This is a genomic window from Streptomyces sp. NPDC002004, from assembly GCF_053593975.1.
This window is the reverse complement of sequence record NZ_JBSFDP010000002.1, coordinates 584,857-604,184: the sequence shown is the minus strand read 5'-3', so window position 1 is coordinate 604,184 and position 19,328 is coordinate 584,857. Positions and strand designations below refer to the sequence as shown.

The following is a 19,328-nucleotide window of genomic DNA, read 5'->3' as shown; positions in this document are numbered from 1 at the left end:
ATCCGAGCCCTGAAGCAGGCGATCCGAGCCCCGAATTAGGAGGTGCCCTCTTTGGCCACGGGCACGGAACCCCATCCGAACGGCGGCGGTGTGCGCGAGGGCACGCGTGCCGCCATCGCCGCCCCGCACCTGCGCAAGGACCGCTGGTGGCTGGCGCCCGCCGCGACCGCGGGCGGGCTGCTCGCCTTCATCGTCTACTCGACGTGGCGGGCCTTCGCGAACGCCGACTACTACCACGCACCCTACGTCTCACCGTTCTACTCGCCGTGTCTGGCGGAGAACTGCCGGCCGATGCACGCGGGCCCCAACGCGGAGATCTTCGGCGGCTGGTGGGGCCTGTCCCCCGCCCTGCTGATCCTGATCTTCCCGCTGGGCTTCCGGCTGACCTGCTACTACTACCGCAAGGCCTACTACCGCAGCTTCTGGCTGTCGCCCCCGGCCTGCGCGGTGGCGGAGCCGCACCGCACGTACACGGGCGAGAGCCGCTTCCCGCTGATCCTGCAGAACATCCACCGGTACTTCTTCTACGCGGCGCTGCTGGTCGCGGGCGTCCTCACGTACGACACGGTGCTGTCGTTCCGGGACGAGCAGTACCACTGGGGCCACATGGGGCTCGGCACGGTCGTCTTCCTGATCAACATCGTGCTGATCTGGGCGTACACGCTGTCGTGCCACTCGTGCCGGCACATCGTCGGCGGGCAGCTCAAGCACTTCTCCAAGCATCCCGTGCGGTACCGGATGTGGGGCTGGGTGAGCAGGCTCAACGCCCGCCATATGCAGCTCGCCTGGGCGTCCCTGGTCAGCGTGGCGCTCGCCGACTTCTACGTGTACCTGCTCGCCAGCGGAGCCTTCGACGACCCGCGCTTCTTCTAGCCCACCCTCCTCCCGACGGCGCCCGTACGTCACGGGCTCCTTCTAGACGGCCGGCGGCGGACCGGTTCAGATTGGATGGCGTAACCCGATGTCTCAAGTGGAACGGCAGCAGTGGGATGTCGTCGTGGTGGGCGCGGGAGGTGCGGGGCTGCGGGCCGCGATCGAGGCGCGCGAACAGGGCGCCCGTACCGCCGTGATCTGCAAGTCGCTGTTCGGCAAGGCGCACACCGTGATGGCCGAGGGCGGCATCGCCGCTGCGATGGCCAACGCCAACCCGCACGACAACTGGCAGGTCCACTTCCGCGACACCATGCGCGGCGGCAAGTTCCTCAACCAGTGGCGCATGGCCGAACTGCACGCCCGCGAGGCGCCCGACCGGGTGTGGGAGCTGGAGACCTGGGGCGCGCTCTTCGACCGTACGAAGGACGGCCGGATCTCGCAGCGGAACTTCGGCGGCCACGAGTACCCGCGGCTGGCGCACGTCGGCGACCGGACCGGCCTGGAGCTGATCCGCACCCTCCAGCAGAAGATCGTCGCCCTCCAGCAGGAGGACCAGCGGGAGTTCGGCGACCACGAGGCGCGGCTGAAGGTCTTCCAGGAGTGCACGGTCACCCGCGTACTGAAGGACACGGCCCCCGACGAAGGACCCGCGGGCGGGCGGGTCAGCGGGGTCTTCTGCTACGAGCGCGAGTCCGGCCGCTTCTTCGTCCTGGAGGCGCCCGCCGTGGTGCTGGCCACCGGCGGCATCGGCAAGTCCTTCAAGGTCACCTCCAACTCCTGGGAGTACACCGGCGACGGTCACGCGCTCGCGCTGCTCGCGGGCGCGCCGCTGGTGAACATGGAGTTCGTGCAGTTCCACCCCACCGGGATGGTCTGGCCGCCCTCGGTGAAGGGGATCCTGGTCACCGAGTCCGTGCGCGGTGACGGCGGGGTCCTGCGCAACTCCGAGGGCAAGCGGTTCATGTTCGACTACGTCCCGGACGTCTTCAAGGAGAAGTACGCCGAGTCGGAGGACGAGGGCGACCGCTGGTACGACGATCCCGACAACAACCGGCGCCCGCCGGAGCTGCTGCCCCGCGACGAGGTCGCGCGGGCCATCAACGCCGAGGTGAAGGCGGGCCGCGGCTCCCCGCACGGCGGTGTGTTCCTGGACGTGTCGACCCGTATGCCCGCCGAGGTGATCAAGCGGCGGCTGCCCTCCATGTACCACCAGTTCAAGGAGCTCGCCGACGTCGACATCACCGCCGAGGCGATGGAGGTCGGCCCCACCTGCCACTACGTCATGGGCGGGGTCGCCGTCGACTCGGACACGGCGGCGGCGCGCGGTGTGCCGGGGCTGTACGCGGCCGGTGAGGTCGCGGGCGGTATGCACGGCTCCAACCGGCTCGGCGGCAACTCCCTCTCCGACCTGCTCGTATTCGGCCGCCGCGCCGGGCTGCACGCTGCGCAGTACACCGCCGGGCTGGGCGACGGGCGGCCTCCGGTGGACGACATCCAGGTGGACACGGCCGCCGCGGAGGCGCTGAGGCCGTTCTCCGCGGAGGGCCCCGAGCCGGGCATCGAACCGGGCATCGAGGCGGCCGGCCGCGGACGCCCGCCGGAGAACCCCTACAGCGTGCACCAGGAACTCCAGCAGACCATGAACGACCTCGTCGGCATCATCCGCCGCCGGGGGGAGATGGAACAGGCGCTCGAGAAGCTGGCCGAGCTGCGCGTACGGGCGCGACGCGCGGGCGTCGAGGGGCACCGGCAGTTCAACCCCGGCTGGCATCTGGCGCTCGACCTGCGCAACATGCTCCTCGTCAGCGAGTGCGTGGCGCGGGCCGCGCTGGAGCGCGAGGAGAGCCGGGGCGGGCACACCCGCGAGGACCACCCGGCGATGGACCGCGCCTGGCGGCGCGTCAATCTCCTGTGCCGGCTGGCCGACCCGACGGGCGGTCTGGCGGCCACCGATCCCGTGCGCGGCCAGATCCGGCTCATGCGGGAGACCACCGAGCCCATCCGTTCCGACCTGCTCGCCCTCTTCGAGAAGGACGAGCTGGTCAAGTACCTCGCCGAAGAGGAGCTGTACGAGTGAGCACGTACGATGCGAGCTTCCGGGTCTGGCGCGGGGATGCCGCCGGCGGCGGCCTGGAGGACTTCAAGGTCGAGGTGCACGACGGCGAGGTCGTCCTCGACATCATCCACCGTCTCCAGGCGACGCAGGCGCCCGATCTCGCGGTGCGCTGGAACTGCAAGGCGGGCAAGTGCGGTTCGTGTTCGGCGGAGATCAACGGGCGGCCTCGGCTGATGTGCATGACCCGGATGTCGGTATTCGGCCGGGACGAGACGATCACGGTGACGCCGCTGCGCGCCTTCCCCGTGGTGCGGGACCTGGTGACGGACGTCGGTTTCAACTACACCAAGGCACGGGAGATCCCGGCGTTCGTGCCTCCGGCCGGGCTCGGGCCCGGTGAGTACCGGATGCAGCAGGAGGACGTGGACCGGTCGCAGGAGTTCCGCAAGTGCATCGAGTGCTTCCTGTGCCAGGACACGTGTCATGTGGTGCGTGACCACGAGGAGAACAAGGCCGCGTTCGCCGGGCCGCGTTTTCTGATGCGGGTCGCCGAACTGGACATGCATCCGCTGGACGCGGCGGAGGAAGCGGGCCTGGACCGCAAGAGGACGGCACAGGACGAGCACGGGCTCGGCTACTGCAACATCACCAAGTGCTGCACGGAGGTGTGCCCCGAGGGCATCAAGATCACCGACAACGCGCTGATCCCGCTGAAGGAGCGCGCCGTCGACCGCAAGTACGACCCCCTGGTCTGGCTCGGCAACAAGATCCGCCGCCGCGAGGACTGACACGGGCGCGCGCGTGCGCCGCTCGGGGTGCGCCGTCTGTGCGTGGTGGGTCGGGTGCGTCGTGCGCGCGTGCGCTGCCTGGGGTGCGCCGTCTGTGCGTGGTGGGTCGGGTGCGTCGTGCGCGCGTGCGCTGCTTGGGGTGCGCCGTCTGTGCGTGGTGGGTCGGGTGCGTCGTGCGCGCGTGCGCTGCTTGGGGTGCGCCGCCTGTCCTTGGTGTGCCGGGGTCGTCGTGCGCTCGTGCGCTGTCTGGGGTGCGCTGCCGGTGGGTAGTGGGTCGGGTGCGCGCCGGGACCTCCGTCCTCGGACCGGCGCGCTTCCGTCGCCCGCCGGGTCACTCGGTACTTGCGCGCCGGCCACTGCGGGCGGAGGTCCCGCCACGCCCCCTCCGGCCGGACGGCGGCTTTCCCGCCGGGGAGGCTGTGCCAGCGTTCCCGTTCTCCGCTGTGGGCAGGCGTTCCGCCAGGGGCGGAACGGGTGGGCACAGCCCCCGGTGCCGGGCAATCCTGCGTGGGACGTGAGGTGGTGCCGGGGGGCACAGCCACGGTGCCGGGCACCCCTGCGGGAGGCGTGCGCGTGGTGCCGGGTGGGCGGGGCGCACCCGGTCCCGGGTGGGAGGGAAATACCAGGTCAGGCCCGGTCGGTGCACCAGCCCGTCCGGTAGGACGCCCAGTCGTCCTCGTGCGCGGCGAAGTCCACGTAGAGGGCAACACCGAACCGCCGGCGCCCGGCATCCGTACGGGTGAGCCCGAGCCTCACCCCCCGCACCGCCGCACGCACCGTCTCCGCGAAGCCCCAGTGCCCGGGCTTGTTCTCGCGGTAGAAGGGCAGCCCCATGAGGAGATCGGTCGACGCCGGGGTGACTTCGAGGGCCAGCCTCGTCTGCTCGGCGACGTACCCCCCGTACAGGCTCTCCGCCGGCATGGCGGTGTCGTACGACATCACGGCGATCTGGTCGACGCGCCGGGCGACCTGCCCGAAGAAGGACTGCGACCACCACTTGGGGTGCCCGGTGACCGCCCCCACCGGCGCGTGCAGCCCCGGAAGCGGGTCGATCTGGTGCGCGGCGACGGAGAGCGGCACCCCGCGCGCCCGGGTGACGCCGTGCAGCTCGTCCAGGAGCCCGAGGTAGTTCCGGTCGCCGGAGTGCAGCGGCTCCAGGTCGAAGTGGGCGCCCTCGAACCCCGCATCGAGGATCTGCCGGGTGGACCGTACGACGGCGTGCCGCGTCGCCGGCCGTTCGAGGCGCAGCCCGTTCGGCGACTCCGTGGCCAGCTTGTCGCCGAGCCACGCCTGCACCCGGATGCCGGGCAGCACCCGGTGCGCCGATGTCACGAACCACCGGGCCCGCGGATACCGCCCGGCGGGCAGCGTGCCGTCGTGTTCCAGGGGGCCCGCATGGACGTACAGGTCATGGAGGCCCGTGCCCCGCAGCCGGCCCGCGAGCTCGGCCAGGTCGGCGTTGTCCTTGCGGCCGTCCAGCCAGGCGTGCCCCAGCCAGATCGCGTCCTTCCCGCGCGTCCGCGTCCCGTCGCCCACGTCACCGGCGTAGGCCAGCCGCAGCGCGACGGCCGCGGTCAGGGTCGGGACGAGCAGCAGTACGGCCAGCGCGAGCGCCACGCGCTTGGGCCACTTGAGGCGGGGACTGCGCCACGCACGGCGTATCCGCCCCCCGCTCCGGTCCCGTTCGGTTCCCGCCCGCGATGCCCTACGTATGGTCCCCACCCCCATGGCGCCCCATCGTACGTGCCTGCGGATCACCGGCCGGGGGCACCGCGCCCGGCGGCGCCCCCTCGTACGCCCCACCGGCGGCCCCGCTCGCATCCCGGCGATTCCCCTCATACGCTCGCGAATGTGGCGCCTCCCCCGGGTCGAGCCCCGTCGCACATAACGCCGCGCGCCGCCCGTGCCGTGCGCGTCGGCCATGCCGTCGTCGGCGTGCTGCTCGCGGGGATGTGGCTGGTGTCGTTCCTGACCGTCGGGGACGGCGCGGGCAGGCCCCGGGAGCGGGCAGGACCGCATGCGGCGCGGCTCGCCGCCGGCGCGTTCCGGGGTGCGGCGGCCCCCGGGAGCGGGACCACCGGCGCCGACCTGGTACTGCCCCTGTTCTCCCTCGGCTGCGCGGTGGTCCTCGCCCTGTACGCCTACGGACGGAGCAGCCGGCGCGCCCCCGTCGTCCGCACCACTGCGGGCCCGGCGCGCCCGCCACGGCCGGAGCCGGCCGGGCGGGCCGACCGCATGCTCGTGGCCCACGACGACGCGGTCCGCACGAGCGAGGAGGAACTCCGCTGGGCCGCCGCACGGTTGGGGGACGCGGCCGTCGGCCGGTTCGCCGAGGCGGTGGCGTTCGCGCAGGCGGAACTGACGGCCGCCTTCCGGCTGCGGTACGAGTTCGACTCGCTGCCGCCCGGGGGCAAGGAGAGCGGGCAGCGGCTGCTCGACGGAATCGCCGCGCACTGCACGGAGGCCGGGTGGCGACTGGACGCCGAGGCCACCGACCTCGACCGGGCGCGTGATCTGGCCGGCCGCGCCCCGGAGGCTCTGGAGATCGCGGACGGCGCCTTCCGGCGGGTCACGGCCGCTGTCGTCGACGCCGGGACGACGCTGGCCGGGCTGGAGCGGCACTGGGCACCCGCCGCCGGGCTCGCCGTGGCGGGCCACATCGGGCAGGCCGAGGACCGGCTCGCGTTCGCCGGGAGGCACCTTGACGCCGCGCGGGAGTACGCCGGGCGGGGCGACGGTGCCTCGGCCGCCGTGCATCTGCGTGCCGCCGAGGGTGCGCTCGGCCAGGCCGGGATGTTCGTGGCCGGGGTCGAGCGCTTCGCCGCGGAGCTGGCGCGGGCCGACGGCCTGCTTCCCGACGCGCTGGCGGGTACGGACGGCGATCTGGCCGACGCCCGCGCCCTGGTGGGCCGCTCCGAAGCGGGGCTTCCGGCCCCCGATCTGCTGAGCCGGATCGCGGCCGCCGACTTCGCGGCCGCCGAGGTGCGCTCGGCGGTGGCCGCGGGACCGTACGACCCGCTCGGGCTGCTGCGCCGGGTCCACCGGCCCGGTGCGGCGCTGGCCGAGGCGTTGGCCGGGGTGCGCGACCGGGAGGCCGCCGACCGGCGCGCGCGGTCGCTGCTGGAGGCGGCCCTGCTGACCGCGCGGAGCCGCGTGGCGGCCGGGTCCGACTTCGTCACGACGCATCGGGCGGCCGTCGGATGCCCGGCCAGGACCCGGCTGTCGGAGGCGCGGCGCCGTCTCGCCCAGGCGGAGCAGTGGGCCGCGTCGGGCCCCGCGGGCGCGCTCGCCGAGGTCGAGCGGGCCGAGCTGCTCGGCAGCCGGGCCGCCGCCCTCGCGGAACGGGACGTGCGGGCGTACGGCAACCCCTGTGGCGGCCCGGCGTCCGAAGGGACGGGCGGCGCCCTGCTGGGCGGTGTCCTCCTCGGCGGCCACGGCGGCGGCACCGGCGGGCCCGTCCGGTTCGGCGGGCCCGGGACACGGGGACGGCTGGGCGGGGGCGAGCGGTTCTGAGGCCCGGCGGCCGCCCGGTGCCGTGCACGGGCGGAGGGGCGTCGCGCCGCGCGCGGGCGACCGGGACGGGTGGTCAGAACAGGCTGAGCAACGCCTCCACCGGGTCCGCCGCGCCGGATGCGGCGCTCGGCAGGGGGAGTTCGAACCAGACCGTCTTGCCCCGCGGGGTGCGGCGTGAGCCCCAGGAGGCGCTGAGCAGGCCCACGAGCTGGAGGCCGCGGCCGCCCTCGTCGGTGTCGCGGGCGCGTCGGCGGCGGGGCTGGACGAGGCCCGCGTCCCACACCTCGCACACCAGGGTGCGGTCCAGCAGCAGGCGCAGCCGGATCTCGCCCTCGCCGTACCGGAGGGCGTTGGTGACCAGCTCGCTGACGAGGAGTTCGGTGGTGTCGACGAGGGCTTCCAGGTCCCAGCCCAGCAGTTGCTCGCGGGCCAGTTCGCGGGCCCGGCCGACGCTGCGCGGCTCCCGCTCCAGGGTCCAGTCGCCGACCGACTCGGCGGGCAGGCCCTGGACACGCGCCATGAGCAGGGCGATGTCGTCCTCGCCGTGGTGCGTGTCGAGCGTGTTGAGGACGTGGTCGCAGACATCCTCCAGGACCGGGGCGGGGTCGGTGAGGGCGGTGCGGAAGGCGCGCAGGCCCTCGTCGAGCGGGTGGTCGCGGGACTCGACCAGGCCGTCGGTGTACAGGCCGAGGAGGGCGCCTTCGGGGAGTTCGACCTCGACCTCCTCGAAGGGTTCACCGCCGACACCGAGCGGCATGCCCGGCGGTACGTCGAGCATGAGGGCGTCCTCGCCGGGTTCGACGAGCACGGGCGGAAGGTGGCCGGCGTTGGCGAAGGTGCAGCGCCGTGTGACGGGGTCGTAGACCGCGTACACACAGGTGGCGAGGTAGACCTCGGAGAGGTCGGCGTCGCGGGACCGGCGGGCTTCGGCGTCCCCGGCGGGGGCGCCTCCGTTGAGCCGGGAGTGGGGGATCATCCGGGACCGGGGCACGGGATTGCCGCCTCCGGGTCCGAAGGCCTGGGAGGGGCCGCCGGGGGTGCCGAGGCCGCGGGCGATCTCGTCCAGCTGGGAGAGGACTTCGGCGGGTTCCAGGTCGAGCAGGGCGAGGGTGCGCACGGCGGTGCGGAGTTCACCCATGGCGACGGCGGCGCGCAGTCCGCGGCCCATGACGTCGCCGACGACGAGGGCGGTGCGGTGGCCGGGCAGTTCGATGACGTCGAACCAGTCGCCGCCGACCTCGGTGGCGGCGTTGCCGGGCAGATAGCGGCAGGCGATGTCGAGGCCGGACGCCTCGGGGGCGCCGGGCGGGAGGAGGGAGCGCTGCAGTATCAGGGCGCGCTCGTGCTCGCGGCGGTAGAGCCGGGCGTTGTCGATGCAGACCGCGGCGCGTGCGGCGAGTTCGACGGCGAGCGCCCGGTCCCGTTCGCCGAACGGCTCGCTGCCCTTCGTACGGGAGAACTGGGCAAGGCCGACGACGGTGTCATGGGCGACCATCGGCACCGCGAGGGTGGACTGGACGAGGCCGCCGTTCTCGCCGCGCACGAACCGGGGGCGTCCGGTGCGCAGGGCGTCGGCGCACGGGGAGGCGAAGGCGAAGTGGTGGACGGCGCCGACGGCGACGGGCGCGGTGCCGTCGACGAAGGGCGCGTCGGCGACGGCGCTGGCGAAGGCGACCCGGCGCAGGGCGGCGCTGCCGCCGCCGGGGTCGGTGCGGGTGCCCCACTGGCCGGGCGGCGTCTCGTCGCCTTCCAGGAGGCCCTGGTACAGGTCGACGGTGGCGAGGTCGCAGAAGCCGGGGACCGTGACGTCGAGGAGTTCGCGGGCGGTGGTCTCCAGGTCGAGGGAGTTTCCTATGCGCGCGCCCGCCTCGTTGAGGAGGGCGAGGTTGCGGCGGGCATGGGCGGCCTCGCGGGCGGCCGCATGGCGCCGGGTGACGTCGGTGCCGAGTCCGGCGACACCGATGGGGGTGCCGGCGCCGCTGTGCACGCGGTACAGGTTGATCGACCAGTGGCGCCGGTCGGTGGAGCCGGGGACGGGGCCGACGATCTGCATGTCGGTGACGGACTCGCCGGTCTCCAGGACGCGGCGCAGCGCGGACGACATGCGTTCGGCCTCGTGGTGCGGCAGATAGTCGTGGACGGTGCGGCCGCGGTGGTCGTCGGCCTCGCCGCCGAAGACGGAGGCGAAGCGCTTGTTGGTGCGCCGCACCCGGAGGTCCGTGTCGAACAGGAGGAACCCGAAAGGGGATTGACCGAAAACGGCCTGCGAGGCGGCGAGGTCCGTCTCGATGCGGCGCAGTGTCCTGACATCGACGACGATGCAGACGGCCGCGCGTTCGCCGTCCTCCGTGCGGGTGGGCATCACATAGATCTCGGCGGTGCCTTCGACGCCGGCGCCCGGTTCGCCGTCCGGGACGCGGAAGGGGACGGAGCCGGTCCATTCGCGGCCGTCGAGCACCTCGGCCATCTTGCGGCGCCCGCGCTCGCGGTGCTCGGCGGGGACGAAGGCGTCGATGGGGTCCCGGCCGACGGCCTGGGCGGAGCGGACGCCGAAGAGCTGCTCGGCGCGCAGGCTCCACTGGTCGATCAGGCCGTCCGGGCCGATCGAGAAGGAGGCGACCTTGATGTAGTCGTAGATCGAGCCGGGCGGACTGCTCTGCCATACGACGCCGCCCGGGGCGTCCGGCCCCGTGCCGCGCGGCCGGGCGTCCGGCTCCGCGCCACGCGCCGCACCGGTGTTGGCGCGATCGGTCGCCTCCTCCGGAGCGCGGTCCGACGGTTCCTCGGACCCCGTGGCCCTCGCTGGTATCTCGCTCACGCGAACCGTCCCCTCCAGCTCACCGCATGCCCGGCACCGGTCACCGGGGGCGGCTGCCCGCAGTATCCAGTACTACGGCCCCGGGCAAAACGGTGTTCACGATCACAGCACGGCCTCGACGCTTTTTGGCCCTGCCAGGGAACTGCTCCCCCGGTGTGGCCGAAACCGTACCCCCGGCCGTCCGGCCAGGACTGTACTTTCAGTCTTCTAACCAGGCAGCGCCAGCTCGAACCACACCGTCTTGCCCGTGTCCCGGTTCCGGGTGCCCCAGCGGCGGGATGCGCCGGCGACCAGCTGCAGCCCGCGTCCGCCCTCGTCGTCACTGCCGGCGCTGCGCTCGTGGGGCCACTCCGGCAGCGGGTCGGAGACCTCGACCCGCAGGGCGTCGGGCGCCTCGGTGGGACGCACGAGACGGACGCCGATGGGGCCCGTGGCGTGACGCAGGGAATTGGTGACGAGCTCGCTGACCAGCAGCGCGGTCACATCGCTCAGTGCGCCGAGCCCCCAGTGCCCGAGCTGGCTCCGGACCAGGGCGCGGGCGGCACGGACGGCACCCGGCTCGGCAGGGAAGGTCCACTCGGCGCAATCACCGTCGGTGTCGATCACGCGGCTCACTTCCCGCACCACTTGGGGAGGATCGATGTCCGATTTCATGGGGTTAATAGGCACATACCCGATATCGACCGCCGATTATCCCGTTATCCGATGCACTGTGGCGCAAACGGCGTAGCAGGCGCGCGGCCGGAGTGCCGGGACGGCCCCAGGCCGCCCACACCCCGTCAAACCCGAGGCGGGGCGCAGCGGGCGGCCTCCTTCACGGCCGGGACGTCCACGTCGAGCCACGCCACGTCCCAGAGTTCCCCGGGTGCGAGCCAGCGGAGGGCGTCGTGGTCCTCCAGGGCGCGCGGCTCACCGGAGAGGAGACGGGCGGTCCACACCTGGAGGACGTAACCGGGCTTCAGGGGCCACTCCCCCGGCACCCGCGCCACGAGCTCCGCCTCGACGCCGAGCTCCTCGCGCAGCTCCCGTACGAGCGCCGCCTCGGGCCGCTCACCGGGCTCGACCTTGCCGCCGGGCAGCTCCCAGCGTCCGGCCAGCTCGGGGGGCGCACTGCGGCGCGCGGCGAGCAGTCGCCCCGCCTCGTACAGGGCGGCGCCGACCACCACGATGCGTTCCGTCATGCGCCGGAGCCTACGGGAGTCCGGGGGGCCGGCGCCCTGCGTCGTCCGGCCGCTACGACAGCCCGCCGGACCCCTCGGTCTCCGCCCGGCGCGAGCCGCCCTGACCGACGCGCTCGACCCAGTAGAGCTGTTTGTGGCCGCGGCCGTCGAGACTGTCGGCGATCTTCTGGGCCTCCGCCCTGGTCGCATACCTGCCCACGCGGTAGCGGTTGCCGTTGTCGTCCTGGCGTATCACGAGCCAGGGAAGTGCCGCCGTGTTCTCGTTCATCGCGCCCCTCCCGGCCTGCTCCGCGCCCCACTCCCCGACGAAACCCCACTCCGCATATGCCCGAGCGTACGCCCGACCTTCACTCAGCGGATACGTGTTTTCACAAAGAGGTACCCAACCGGCCATGACAAGGGGGCACACCCGCCGGATGCGCCCCCTGTGACGGCGGCCGGTTGCACCTCACGGGCACCGTCGGCACCGGCATGAGCACGGGCTCCGTCGCCGGGTCCGCACATCGGACGTCACCGCGTGCGGCATCCGGCGGGCAGCAGAGGGAGCGGACGGGGCCGGACAGGAGGGGGCGATCGGCGATGGCGGGGGGTGCGTGCGCGGTTGTGCGGTCGGCGCACGCGCGGGCGGCGGTGATGCCCTCGCCCGCGGCGTCAGCCCCTGCCGCCGGACCGAGCGCCCGGGCGGCACCCGGGTCCGAGGCCGGGCGGTAGCGGCTCCTCGCGCCCGGGCGGGCAACGGGCGTGGATTCGGGGTGAGTCGGGCCGCGACGAACACCGAATCCGTTGCAGGAGTGTCGAGTTCGGCCGCGCCGGTGACGGCGCAGCCGGGACCCGCCGCGAGAACGGCCAGATTCCGTCGCCCGCACCCGGGCCCTACCGCGCAGACCGGTGCGGCCCAGGGCGCAGCGCTTGCAGCTCGCACCGGTGGCCGCCCGGACACAACTGCACCTCCGCGCTTCTGCGCTTCTGCGCTTCTGCGCTTCTGCGGCGGGGAGTCGGACGCCTCGGTGGCGGCGTCGCGCCGGCGGATTGCGCCGTGGAGGTTCCTGGCACCCGACGGGCGGCACGGGCCACGGCACGGCGCGCGACCCCGCACCCTGTGCATCCGAACCGAACGACCAACTCGTACGACTAGTAATCCCGTCAGAAATCCTCACCCGAGTTCGCTCCTCGCCAGCACCGGCAGGAGCGGGCGGGTCCGGCCGCAGCGCGCAACGCTCGCCTCGAAGACGCCTGGTTGCCGGTCAGTCGGTCGGGAGCCCGGCGCTCACACCACGCTCCCCGGCCCGGGCTCGGCCCGGGGCAGACCCGGGCGTCACCTCACCGGAAGGTGGTAGGAGACGCGGTACCGGTCGGCCGGGACGACCACGTCGGCCGTTTCGACCGGTCGCCCCGAGGCGAAGTACGTCCGCTGGATGACGAGGACGACATGGCCCGGGACCCCGCCGAGCGCCATGAGCTCCTCCGCGAGGCCGGGGCGGGCGCCGACCTCCTCGGTGACGTTGTCCACGACCACGTCGATGGCGGCCATCCGCTCGACCACGCCCATGCCGCCGAGGGGGCCCTCCTCGGGAAGCATCACCGGTGTGCGTCCGGTGACGGACAACGGCTCCCAGGACGTGGAGAGCATCATCGCCTCGCCCGCTTCGCGGAACACGTACTTGGTGCACATCACGCGGTCGCCGGGCCGCAGGGCGAGCCGCTCGGCGACGGATGCGCCCGCCTCGGCCTGCTCGCTGCGGGACTCCCAGGTGCCGCGCACCCCTTCCTCGGCCTGCTCCTGGCGGAAGGGCGTGGCGCCGGCCGGCGGACGGTATCCGGACCGGGAGATACGGCGCGGCACGGGCCGCTCGCGCACATAGGTGCCCGAGCCGGAGCGGCCCTCGACGAGCCCCTCGGCCATCAGCACCTTGCGCGCCTCCAGCGCGACCGTGTCCGAGACGCCGTACTCCTCGCGGATTCTGGCCTGTGACGGGAGCCGGGTGTGCGGCGGCAGCGAACCGTCGACGATCTTCTTGCGCAGATCGCCCGCGACGCGGAGATACGCCGGCTGTTCACCGAATGTCACTGGCCACTCCCATCGGATTGACAGACAGCAACAGACTGGCAACCGTGGGTTGTCGCCCGCAAGCGCGGGCCAGGGATTCACCCGAAGTGATGATTTGTGGTTTGCCCAGGGGCTTTGCGGTGGCCGGCGGCGCGGAAATGCCCGGTTCGGACGGAGGCACCGGCTCCGCCGCGCCGGCGCCACGCTCCCCCGCGATCCGTCTCGGCTCCCGCCCCGTCCTCGTCCGCCTCGGCCCCCTCCCCGTCCGCCTCCGCCTCCGGCGCGCTCCACCCGTGTTTCCCGCATACCTCTCTCCGCCTCCCCGCCCGCCTGTCCCCCTCTCCCGCGAGGTCCGCTTCCGCGCCCCGGAGGCATCTGCGCGGAGGTCCGGCGCCCCGCACCCACCAGGTCAGGCGCCCACCACCGGCCCGTCCGGCCCAACACGCGACCCGCGGAACCGACATGACACGGCATCATGTGCAGCCGCCGTCCCCGCCGATCTAACCTGCGCGTATGACAGCCTTGCCGGATCGTTTCTGTCCCCTCGACGGCACGCGCGTGCCCACGGCGTCCCCCGCGTGGTGCTGCCCGGCCTGCGGCGGCCCGCTCGACCTCGACTTCACACCGACGCCCGCTTCGCTCAAGTCGCTGACGGGCCGCGTGAATTCGCTGTGGCGGTACGCCGAGGCGCTGCCCCTGACAGGACCCTCCGTGTCGCTGGGCGAGGGCCGCACGCCGCTCGTCCCGCTGAAGGAGGGGATCTCGGCGAAACTCGACTACCTGATGCCGACGCTGTCGTTCAAGGACCGCGGTGCGGTGATGCTCGCCGAACTGGCCCTCAGGCTCGGTCCGGACCGGGTGATCGCGGACAGCAGCGGCAACGCGGGCACGGCGATCGCCGCGTACTGCGCCCGCGCGGCACTCGCCTGCACGGTGTACGTGCCCGCCGGCACGTCGGAGAAGAAGCTGGAGCAGATCCGCGCCCACGGGGCACGGCTCGAACTGGTCGACGGGGACCGCGAGGCCGCGGCCCGGGCGGCGCGCGAGGCCGCCGACACGCCCGGCACCTTCTACGCGAGCCATGTGTACAACCCGTACTTCCTGCACGGCACCAAGACCTACGTCCACGAGCTGTGGGAGGACCTGGGCGGGCGGCTGCCCGACGCGCTGGTGGTGCCGGTCGGGAACGGCACGCTGCTGCTGGGCGCGGCCATCGCGGTCGGGGAACTGCACGCCGCCGGACTGATCGACCGGCGCCCCGCGCTGTACGCGGTGCAGGCCGCCGCCGTGGCGCCGCTGGCCGCGGCCTGGCAGGCCGAGGCGGACGACCTGGTCGGCGTCACGCCCATGGCCCCGACCCTGGCCGAGGGCATTGCGATCCCCCGCCCGCCGCGCGCCCGGCAGATTCTGCGCGCGGTACGCGAATCGGGCGGCGCGTTCCTCACGGTCACCGAGGACCGGATCCGCCACGCGCAGCTCGATCTGGCCTCCCGGGGCCTGTACGTCGAGTCGACGGGCGTGGCCTGCTGGGCGGCGGTCCGCGAGGGTGCGCTCGGAGACCGGACGGCCGTGGTGCCGTTGTGCGGTGCGGGCCTGAAGTCGGGGTTGGCGCACGGAGGAAGCCACTGACACGGCCACGCCCCCCTTTCGTGGGACACCCGAGCGCGCTGCACCCGGCACCGGGACGGTGACCGCCATCGTCGGGGGGGTGAGATCTTCGCGCAGGGCCCCCGTGGCCGTCCCGTTGGCCGCCGCGGCCGCTGCCGCTCTCGCACTGCCGCTGCCCGCGGCGGCCGCCGCCCCGGCCTCCCCGGGCCCCCGTGCAGCCGACACGTGTGCCTCCGGGACCGGCTGGGCGGCCACGTCCACGGATGCCGGCCGCACGGACCCGTACGACGCCTATGTGGGCAACGGCTACCTCGGCGTGCGGGTGCCGCCGGCCGGGGCCGGATACGCGGCGTTCGCCGAGAAGTCGGGCTGGCCGCTCTACACACCGCGCTACGACGGCGCGTTCGTGTCGGGTCTCTACGGGCGCGGCCCCGCGAACACGGCGGGCCGCGAGGCGCTGGCCGCGCTGCCGGTGTGGACCGCGCTGGACGTCACCGTGGGCGGCGAGACGTACGGTCCGCGCAGCCGGATCTCGCACTACCGGCAGACCCTCTCCCTGCGCTGCGGTTTCGTCCGTACGTCGCTGACCTGGACGACCGCGGACGGCCGCCGCACCGACCTCGCCTATGACGTGCTGGCGGCACGCGGGGCCGCCCACACCGGTGCCGTGCGGCTGCGCGTCGTACCGCACTGGAGCGGCGAGGTCACCGTCACGGACCGGCTGGACGGGCGCGGTGCGCGGCGGATCGCACAGACGGGCGGCGGGGCGGCCGGGGCGCACACCATGGACGTGGCGTTCCGCGCGGACGGGACCGGGACGGCGGGAGCCGTCGCGTCGACGCTCCGGGCTCCCGGGCGTGCCCGTCCGGCCGGCCCGGCGCGGAAGCTGACGGTCGGCCAGTCCGCGGTGTTCGCCGCCCGCAGCGGCCGTACGTACGACGTGGCGAAGTTCGTCGGCGTGGACACCGCCCTCACCTCGCGCGATCCGCGCGGCTCGGCGCGGGACGCCTCCCGGCGGGCGGCCGCGCGCGGCTGGACGGCCCTGTTCGACGAGCACAGGGCGGCATGGCGCGGACTGTGGGCCTCCGACATCGAGGTGCCGGGCAGGGCCGAGCTCCAACTGTGGCTGCGCAGCGCCGAGTACGGGCTGCTGTCGTCCCTGCGCCGCGGAGGACGCGACAGCATCGCACCCACCGGGCTGACCGGCGACAACTACGCGGGGATGGTCTTCTGGGACGCCGAGACCTGGATGCTCCCGCCGCTTCTCGCCACCCGTCCCGACCTCGCACGGCCCGTACTCGACTATCGCGACCGCACGCGCGGAGCCGCTGCCGAGAACGCGCGCGCGACCTGGGTGGAGGGCCTGTTCTACCCCTGGACCAGTGCGAGCCGGGGCCGTCTGTGGACCGAGTGCCAGAGCTGGAACCCTCCGCACTGCCTCACGCAGAACCACCTCCAGGGCGACATCGCGCTCGCCGCCTGGCAGTACTACCTCGCCACCGGCGACCGCGCCTGGCTGCGCGCGCACGGCGCACCCCTGCTGCGCGGACTCGCCGAGTACTGGGCATCGCGCGTCACCGCCAACCCGGACGGCAGCTACTCCGTCAAGGGCGTCGCGGGTCCCGACGAATACAGCAACGGCGTGGACGACGGCGTCTACACCAACGCCGTCGCCGCGACCTCCCTGCGCGACGCGGTCCGTGCCGCCCGGATCCTGGACCTGCCCGCCCCCGCCGAGTGGACGCGGATCGCCGACCGGCTGCGCATCCCGTACGACCCCGAGCGGAAGGTCTTCCTCCAGTACGCCGGGTACCAGGGCTCGCAGATCAAGCAGGCGGACACCGTGCTGCTCCTGTATCCGCTGGAATGGCCCATGCCCGAGGGCGCGGCGGCGGCCACGCTCGACTACTACACGCGCCGCACCGATCCGGACGGACCGGCGATGACGGACTCCGTGCACGCGATCGACGCCGCCGCGATCGGGGAGCCGGGCTGCACCGCCTACACCTATCTGCAGCGTGCCTCGCGGCCCTTCTTCCGTGCGCCGTTCGCGCTGTTCTCGGAGGCGCGGGGTGCCACGGCGGGCCACAGCGACCCGCTCGCAGGCACACCCGCGCAGGACTTCCTCACCGGCAAGGGCGGCTTCCTCCAGGTGTTCACGCACGGACTGACGGGGCTGCGGCTGCGCGAGGACGCGGTGCACCTCGACCCGACGCTGCCGCCCCAACTCTCCGACGGGGTACGGCTGACGGGGCTGCACTGGCAGGGCCGTGCGTTCGACGTCACGGTCGGGCCCACGGAGACGACGGTACGGCTGAAGGCGGGCGCGCCCTTCACCGTCGAGTCACCGCAGGGGCGGATCACGGTCGGCGAGGACTCCCCCGGCGTGCTGAAGACCCGCCGTCCGGACCTGACGCCCACCGACGACCTGGCGCGCTGCCGCCCGGTGACGGCCACCTCGGAGGAACCCGGGCTGTACGCGGCGGCGGCGGTCGACGGCAACGGGGCGACCGCCTGGTCCCCGACGGCGCGGGACGCGTCGCTGACCGTCGACCTTGGCTCGGCCCGGCGCATCGGCGCGGTGCTGCCGCGGTGGGGAGTGAGCCCGGCGTCGTACACCGTCGAGACATCGGTGGACGGGCGCGAGTGGCGTCCGCTCGGCGCCGAGCCGGCGCGTCGGGTCCGGGTGACGGTCCACGCGGGATCGGCGGCGCCGACGCTGACCGGGCTGACGGTGACCGGCTGACCGTGACCGGCTGACCCGGGCCCCGGCGCCGGCCCCGGTCAGGAGGGCCGCACCGAGTCCAGGAGTGTCGCGCAGCGGCCGAGCAGGGCGACCAGAGCGGCCCGCTCCTCCTCCGTGAACTGGTCGGCCAGCGCCCGTTCGACGCGCACGGCTCGCACATCCGCGTCCGCCAGGACGACGCAGCCCTCGTCCGTGAGCCGGGTCTCCAGGACGTTCTTGTGCCACGCGTGCGGGGTGCGCTCGATGAGACCGCGCTCCTGGAGGTTCTTCAGGACCGTGTTCATGGTCGGCGGCGTCACGCCGCACGCCCTGGCGAGTGCGGCGGCCGAGATCCCCGCGTTCTCCGAGAGCTGGAGCAGCGCCGCGTACTGCGGGACGGTCAGGCCCGCCGGCTTGAGCGCCGCATGCTTCGCGCCGCTCAAGGCCTGTTCGGCGCGCTTGATGGAGGCGCCGAGGCGCTCGGACGGGGGCATGGACGTCATCCCCGCATCGTAATGGCCGTACGGAAGGAAAGACCCCATTCGATAGTTACCGCACGAATCTACATATGCATCTTGACGATGATTAGAGCTCTAACATAACTTCGCATCCATACGAATGAAGGCGATCCGTCGAGAGGACCGACCCATGTCCCGCAAGAACCGCCGCCGCACCCTGGCCGCGGCCACCCTGGCCCTGACCGCGATCGTCCCGTTCGCCGCCACCGCGCAGGCGGACGGACCGGCGCCCCGGCACGACGACACCTCGCAGGAGGCCCGCACCCGGATCTCCGCCGCGTACGACCTCCCGGGCGACCGTGTGTATCCGGAAGGCATCGCCGCCGATCCCCGCACCGGCGCCGTCTACGTCGGCTCCTACACGACCGGGGCCGTCTACCGGGCGACACCCGGCCACCACACCGCCGAGGTACTGCTGCCGGCGGGCACGGACGGGCGCACCACCGCGAACGGTCTGAAGGTCGACCGCGCCGGGCGCCTGTGGGTCATCGACTCGACGGCCGGCGTCGCCGTCTACGACCTGCGCAACCGGGCGCTGATCGCACGGTTCGACCTGCCCGGCACGGCCAGGTCGTTCGCGAACGACCTGGCGATCGCGCCGGACGGAACGGCCTATCTGACCGACAGCTACCGGCCCGTGGTCTACCGCGTCACCCCGCAGCAGCTGGCCGATGCCGCGGCGCACGGCCGGCGTGCACAGCTGTCCACGGCGTACGACCTGACCGACGCCCTCCCCCCGCACGCGCCCGGCGACGTCACCCTGAACGGCATCGCGGCGGACGGCGCGGGCCGGTATCTGCTGACCGTCGACATGACCGCGGGCACGCTGTACCGCATCGACCTGCGCTCCGGCGCGACCGGCCGGGTGGCACTGCACGGCGGCGACCTCACGCACGGCGACGGCCTCGAACTGCGCGGCCACACCCTGTGGGCGTCCCACAACGCCACCAACACCATCAGCCGCTGGCACGTCTACGACGACGGCAGGTCCGCGCGCGTGGAGCACACGCTCACCGACGACGCCCTGCAGATCCCGACCACGCTGACCCACAGCCGGGGCCGGCTGCTGGTGGTGCGGTCCCAGTTCGACAAGGGCGGCCCGATGGGGCAGGGGACGCCGCAGACGCCGTTCACGGTGGCCGCGGTGGACGGCATCTGACCCTCGCGCGGGTGTCGGGGCCCGGCGCCGTGGACATATTGG

At 73.5% G+C, this 19,328-nt stretch carries 14 protein-coding genes; 7 read left to right on the top strand and 7 right to left on the bottom strand.

Annotated features, from left to right (window positions below; genetic code table 11):
* The first annotated feature begins 51 nt into the window (after positions 1-51).
* The 3 genes from ACWCP6_RS05730 to ACWCP6_RS05720 all read left to right on the top strand — a co-directional run bounded on the left by ACWCP6_RS05730 (position 52) and on the right by ACWCP6_RS05720 (position 3,717).
* Positions 52-873, top strand: a complete 822-nt coding sequence (locus ACWCP6_RS05730) for a hypothetical protein (protein WP_450931053.1) — start codon at positions 52-54, stop codon at positions 871-873.
* 88 nt (positions 874-961) lie between these two features.
* Positions 962-2,950 carry a fumarate reductase/succinate dehydrogenase flavoprotein subunit gene (locus ACWCP6_RS05725; protein ID WP_450931052.1) on the top strand — a complete coding sequence of 663 codons (1,989 nt, stop codon included), beginning with the start codon at positions 962-964 and terminating at the stop codon, positions 2,948-2,950.
* Positions 2,947-3,717 carry a succinate dehydrogenase/fumarate reductase iron-sulfur subunit gene (locus ACWCP6_RS05720; RefSeq protein ID WP_450931051.1) on the top strand — a complete coding sequence of 257 codons (771 nt, stop codon included), beginning with the start codon at positions 2,947-2,949 and terminating at the stop codon, positions 3,715-3,717. The genes ACWCP6_RS05725 and ACWCP6_RS05720 overlap by 4 nt, the downstream gene beginning before the upstream one ends.
* Before the next feature lie 627 nt (positions 3,718-4,344).
* On the opposite strand, the gene ACWCP6_RS05715 is transcribed toward ACWCP6_RS05720, so the two are convergent.
* Entirely contained in the window at positions 4,345-5,445 is a 1,101-nt protein-coding gene (locus tag ACWCP6_RS05715) for a hypothetical protein (RefSeq protein WP_450931050.1), read from the bottom strand.
* A gap of 123 nt (positions 5,446-5,568) precedes the next feature.
* On the opposite strand from ACWCP6_RS05715, the gene ACWCP6_RS05710 reads away from it, so the two are divergent.
* Positions 5,569-7,230, top strand: coding sequence for a TPM domain-containing protein (locus tag ACWCP6_RS05710; RefSeq protein ID WP_450931049.1), 1,662 nt, complete (start codon positions 5,569-5,571; stop codon positions 7,228-7,230).
* 73 nt (positions 7,231-7,303) lie between these two features.
* Here the strand turns inward: ACWCP6_RS05710 and ACWCP6_RS05705 are convergent, their stop codons facing one another.
* The 5 genes from ACWCP6_RS05705 to ACWCP6_RS05685 form a co-directional block, all read right to left on the bottom strand.
* Positions 7,304-10,048: a SpoIIE family protein phosphatase gene (locus ACWCP6_RS05705; protein ID WP_450931048.1), complete on the bottom strand. Its 2,745-nt coding sequence runs from the start codon at positions 10,046-10,048 to the stop codon at positions 7,304-7,306.
* Positions 10,049-10,255: 207 nt separating this feature from the next.
* Positions 10,256-10,663, bottom strand: coding sequence for an ATP-binding protein (locus ACWCP6_RS05700; RefSeq protein ID WP_450931047.1), 408 nt, complete (start codon positions 10,661-10,663; stop codon positions 10,256-10,258).
* A 164-nt stretch (positions 10,664-10,827) separates the two neighbouring features.
* The gene (locus ACWCP6_RS05695) at positions 10,828-11,229 is read right to left on the bottom strand and encodes a (deoxy)nucleoside triphosphate pyrophosphohydrolase (RefSeq protein ID WP_450931046.1); all 402 of its coding nucleotides are present in this window, start codon (positions 11,227-11,229) and stop codon (positions 10,828-10,830) included.
* Between the two features lie 52 nt (positions 11,230-11,281).
* Positions 11,282-11,497, bottom strand: a complete 216-nt coding sequence (locus ACWCP6_RS05690; RefSeq protein ID WP_450931045.1) for an SPOR domain-containing protein — start codon at positions 11,495-11,497, stop codon at positions 11,282-11,284.
* 1,047 nt (positions 11,498-12,544) lie between these two features.
* Positions 12,545-13,297 carry a GntR family transcriptional regulator gene (locus tag ACWCP6_RS05685; protein ID WP_450931044.1) on the bottom strand — a complete coding sequence of 251 codons (753 nt, stop codon included), beginning with the start codon at positions 13,295-13,297 and terminating at the stop codon, positions 12,545-12,547.
* A 492-nt stretch (positions 13,298-13,789) separates the two neighbouring features.
* On the opposite strand from ACWCP6_RS05685, the gene ACWCP6_RS05680 reads away from it, so the two are divergent.
* Both ACWCP6_RS05680 and ACWCP6_RS05675 read left to right on the top strand, forming a co-directional pair.
* A complete protein-coding gene (locus ACWCP6_RS05680) occupies positions 13,790-14,905 on the top strand; it encodes a pyridoxal-phosphate dependent enzyme (RefSeq protein ID WP_450931043.1) in 1,116 nt (371 codons plus the stop codon).
* 79 nt (positions 14,906-14,984) lie between these two features.
* Complete coding sequence (locus tag ACWCP6_RS05675; RefSeq protein ID WP_450931042.1) at positions 14,985-17,630, top strand: glycosyl hydrolase family 65 protein; 2,646 nt, start codon at positions 14,985-14,987, stop codon at positions 17,628-17,630.
* 38 nt (positions 17,631-17,668) lie between these two features.
* On the opposite strand, the gene ACWCP6_RS05670 is transcribed toward ACWCP6_RS05675, so the two are convergent.
* The gene (locus ACWCP6_RS05670) at positions 17,669-18,112 is read right to left on the bottom strand and encodes a MarR family winged helix-turn-helix transcriptional regulator (protein WP_450931041.1); all 444 of its coding nucleotides are present in this window, start codon (positions 18,110-18,112) and stop codon (positions 17,669-17,671) included.
* Between the two features lie 145 nt (positions 18,113-18,257).
* On the opposite strand from ACWCP6_RS05670, the gene ACWCP6_RS05665 reads away from it, so the two are divergent.
* A complete protein-coding gene (locus tag ACWCP6_RS05665; RefSeq protein ID WP_450931040.1) occupies positions 18,258-19,286 on the top strand; it encodes an SMP-30/gluconolactonase/LRE family protein in 1,029 nt (342 codons plus the stop codon).
* Positions 19,287-19,328: the final 42 nt, after the last annotated feature.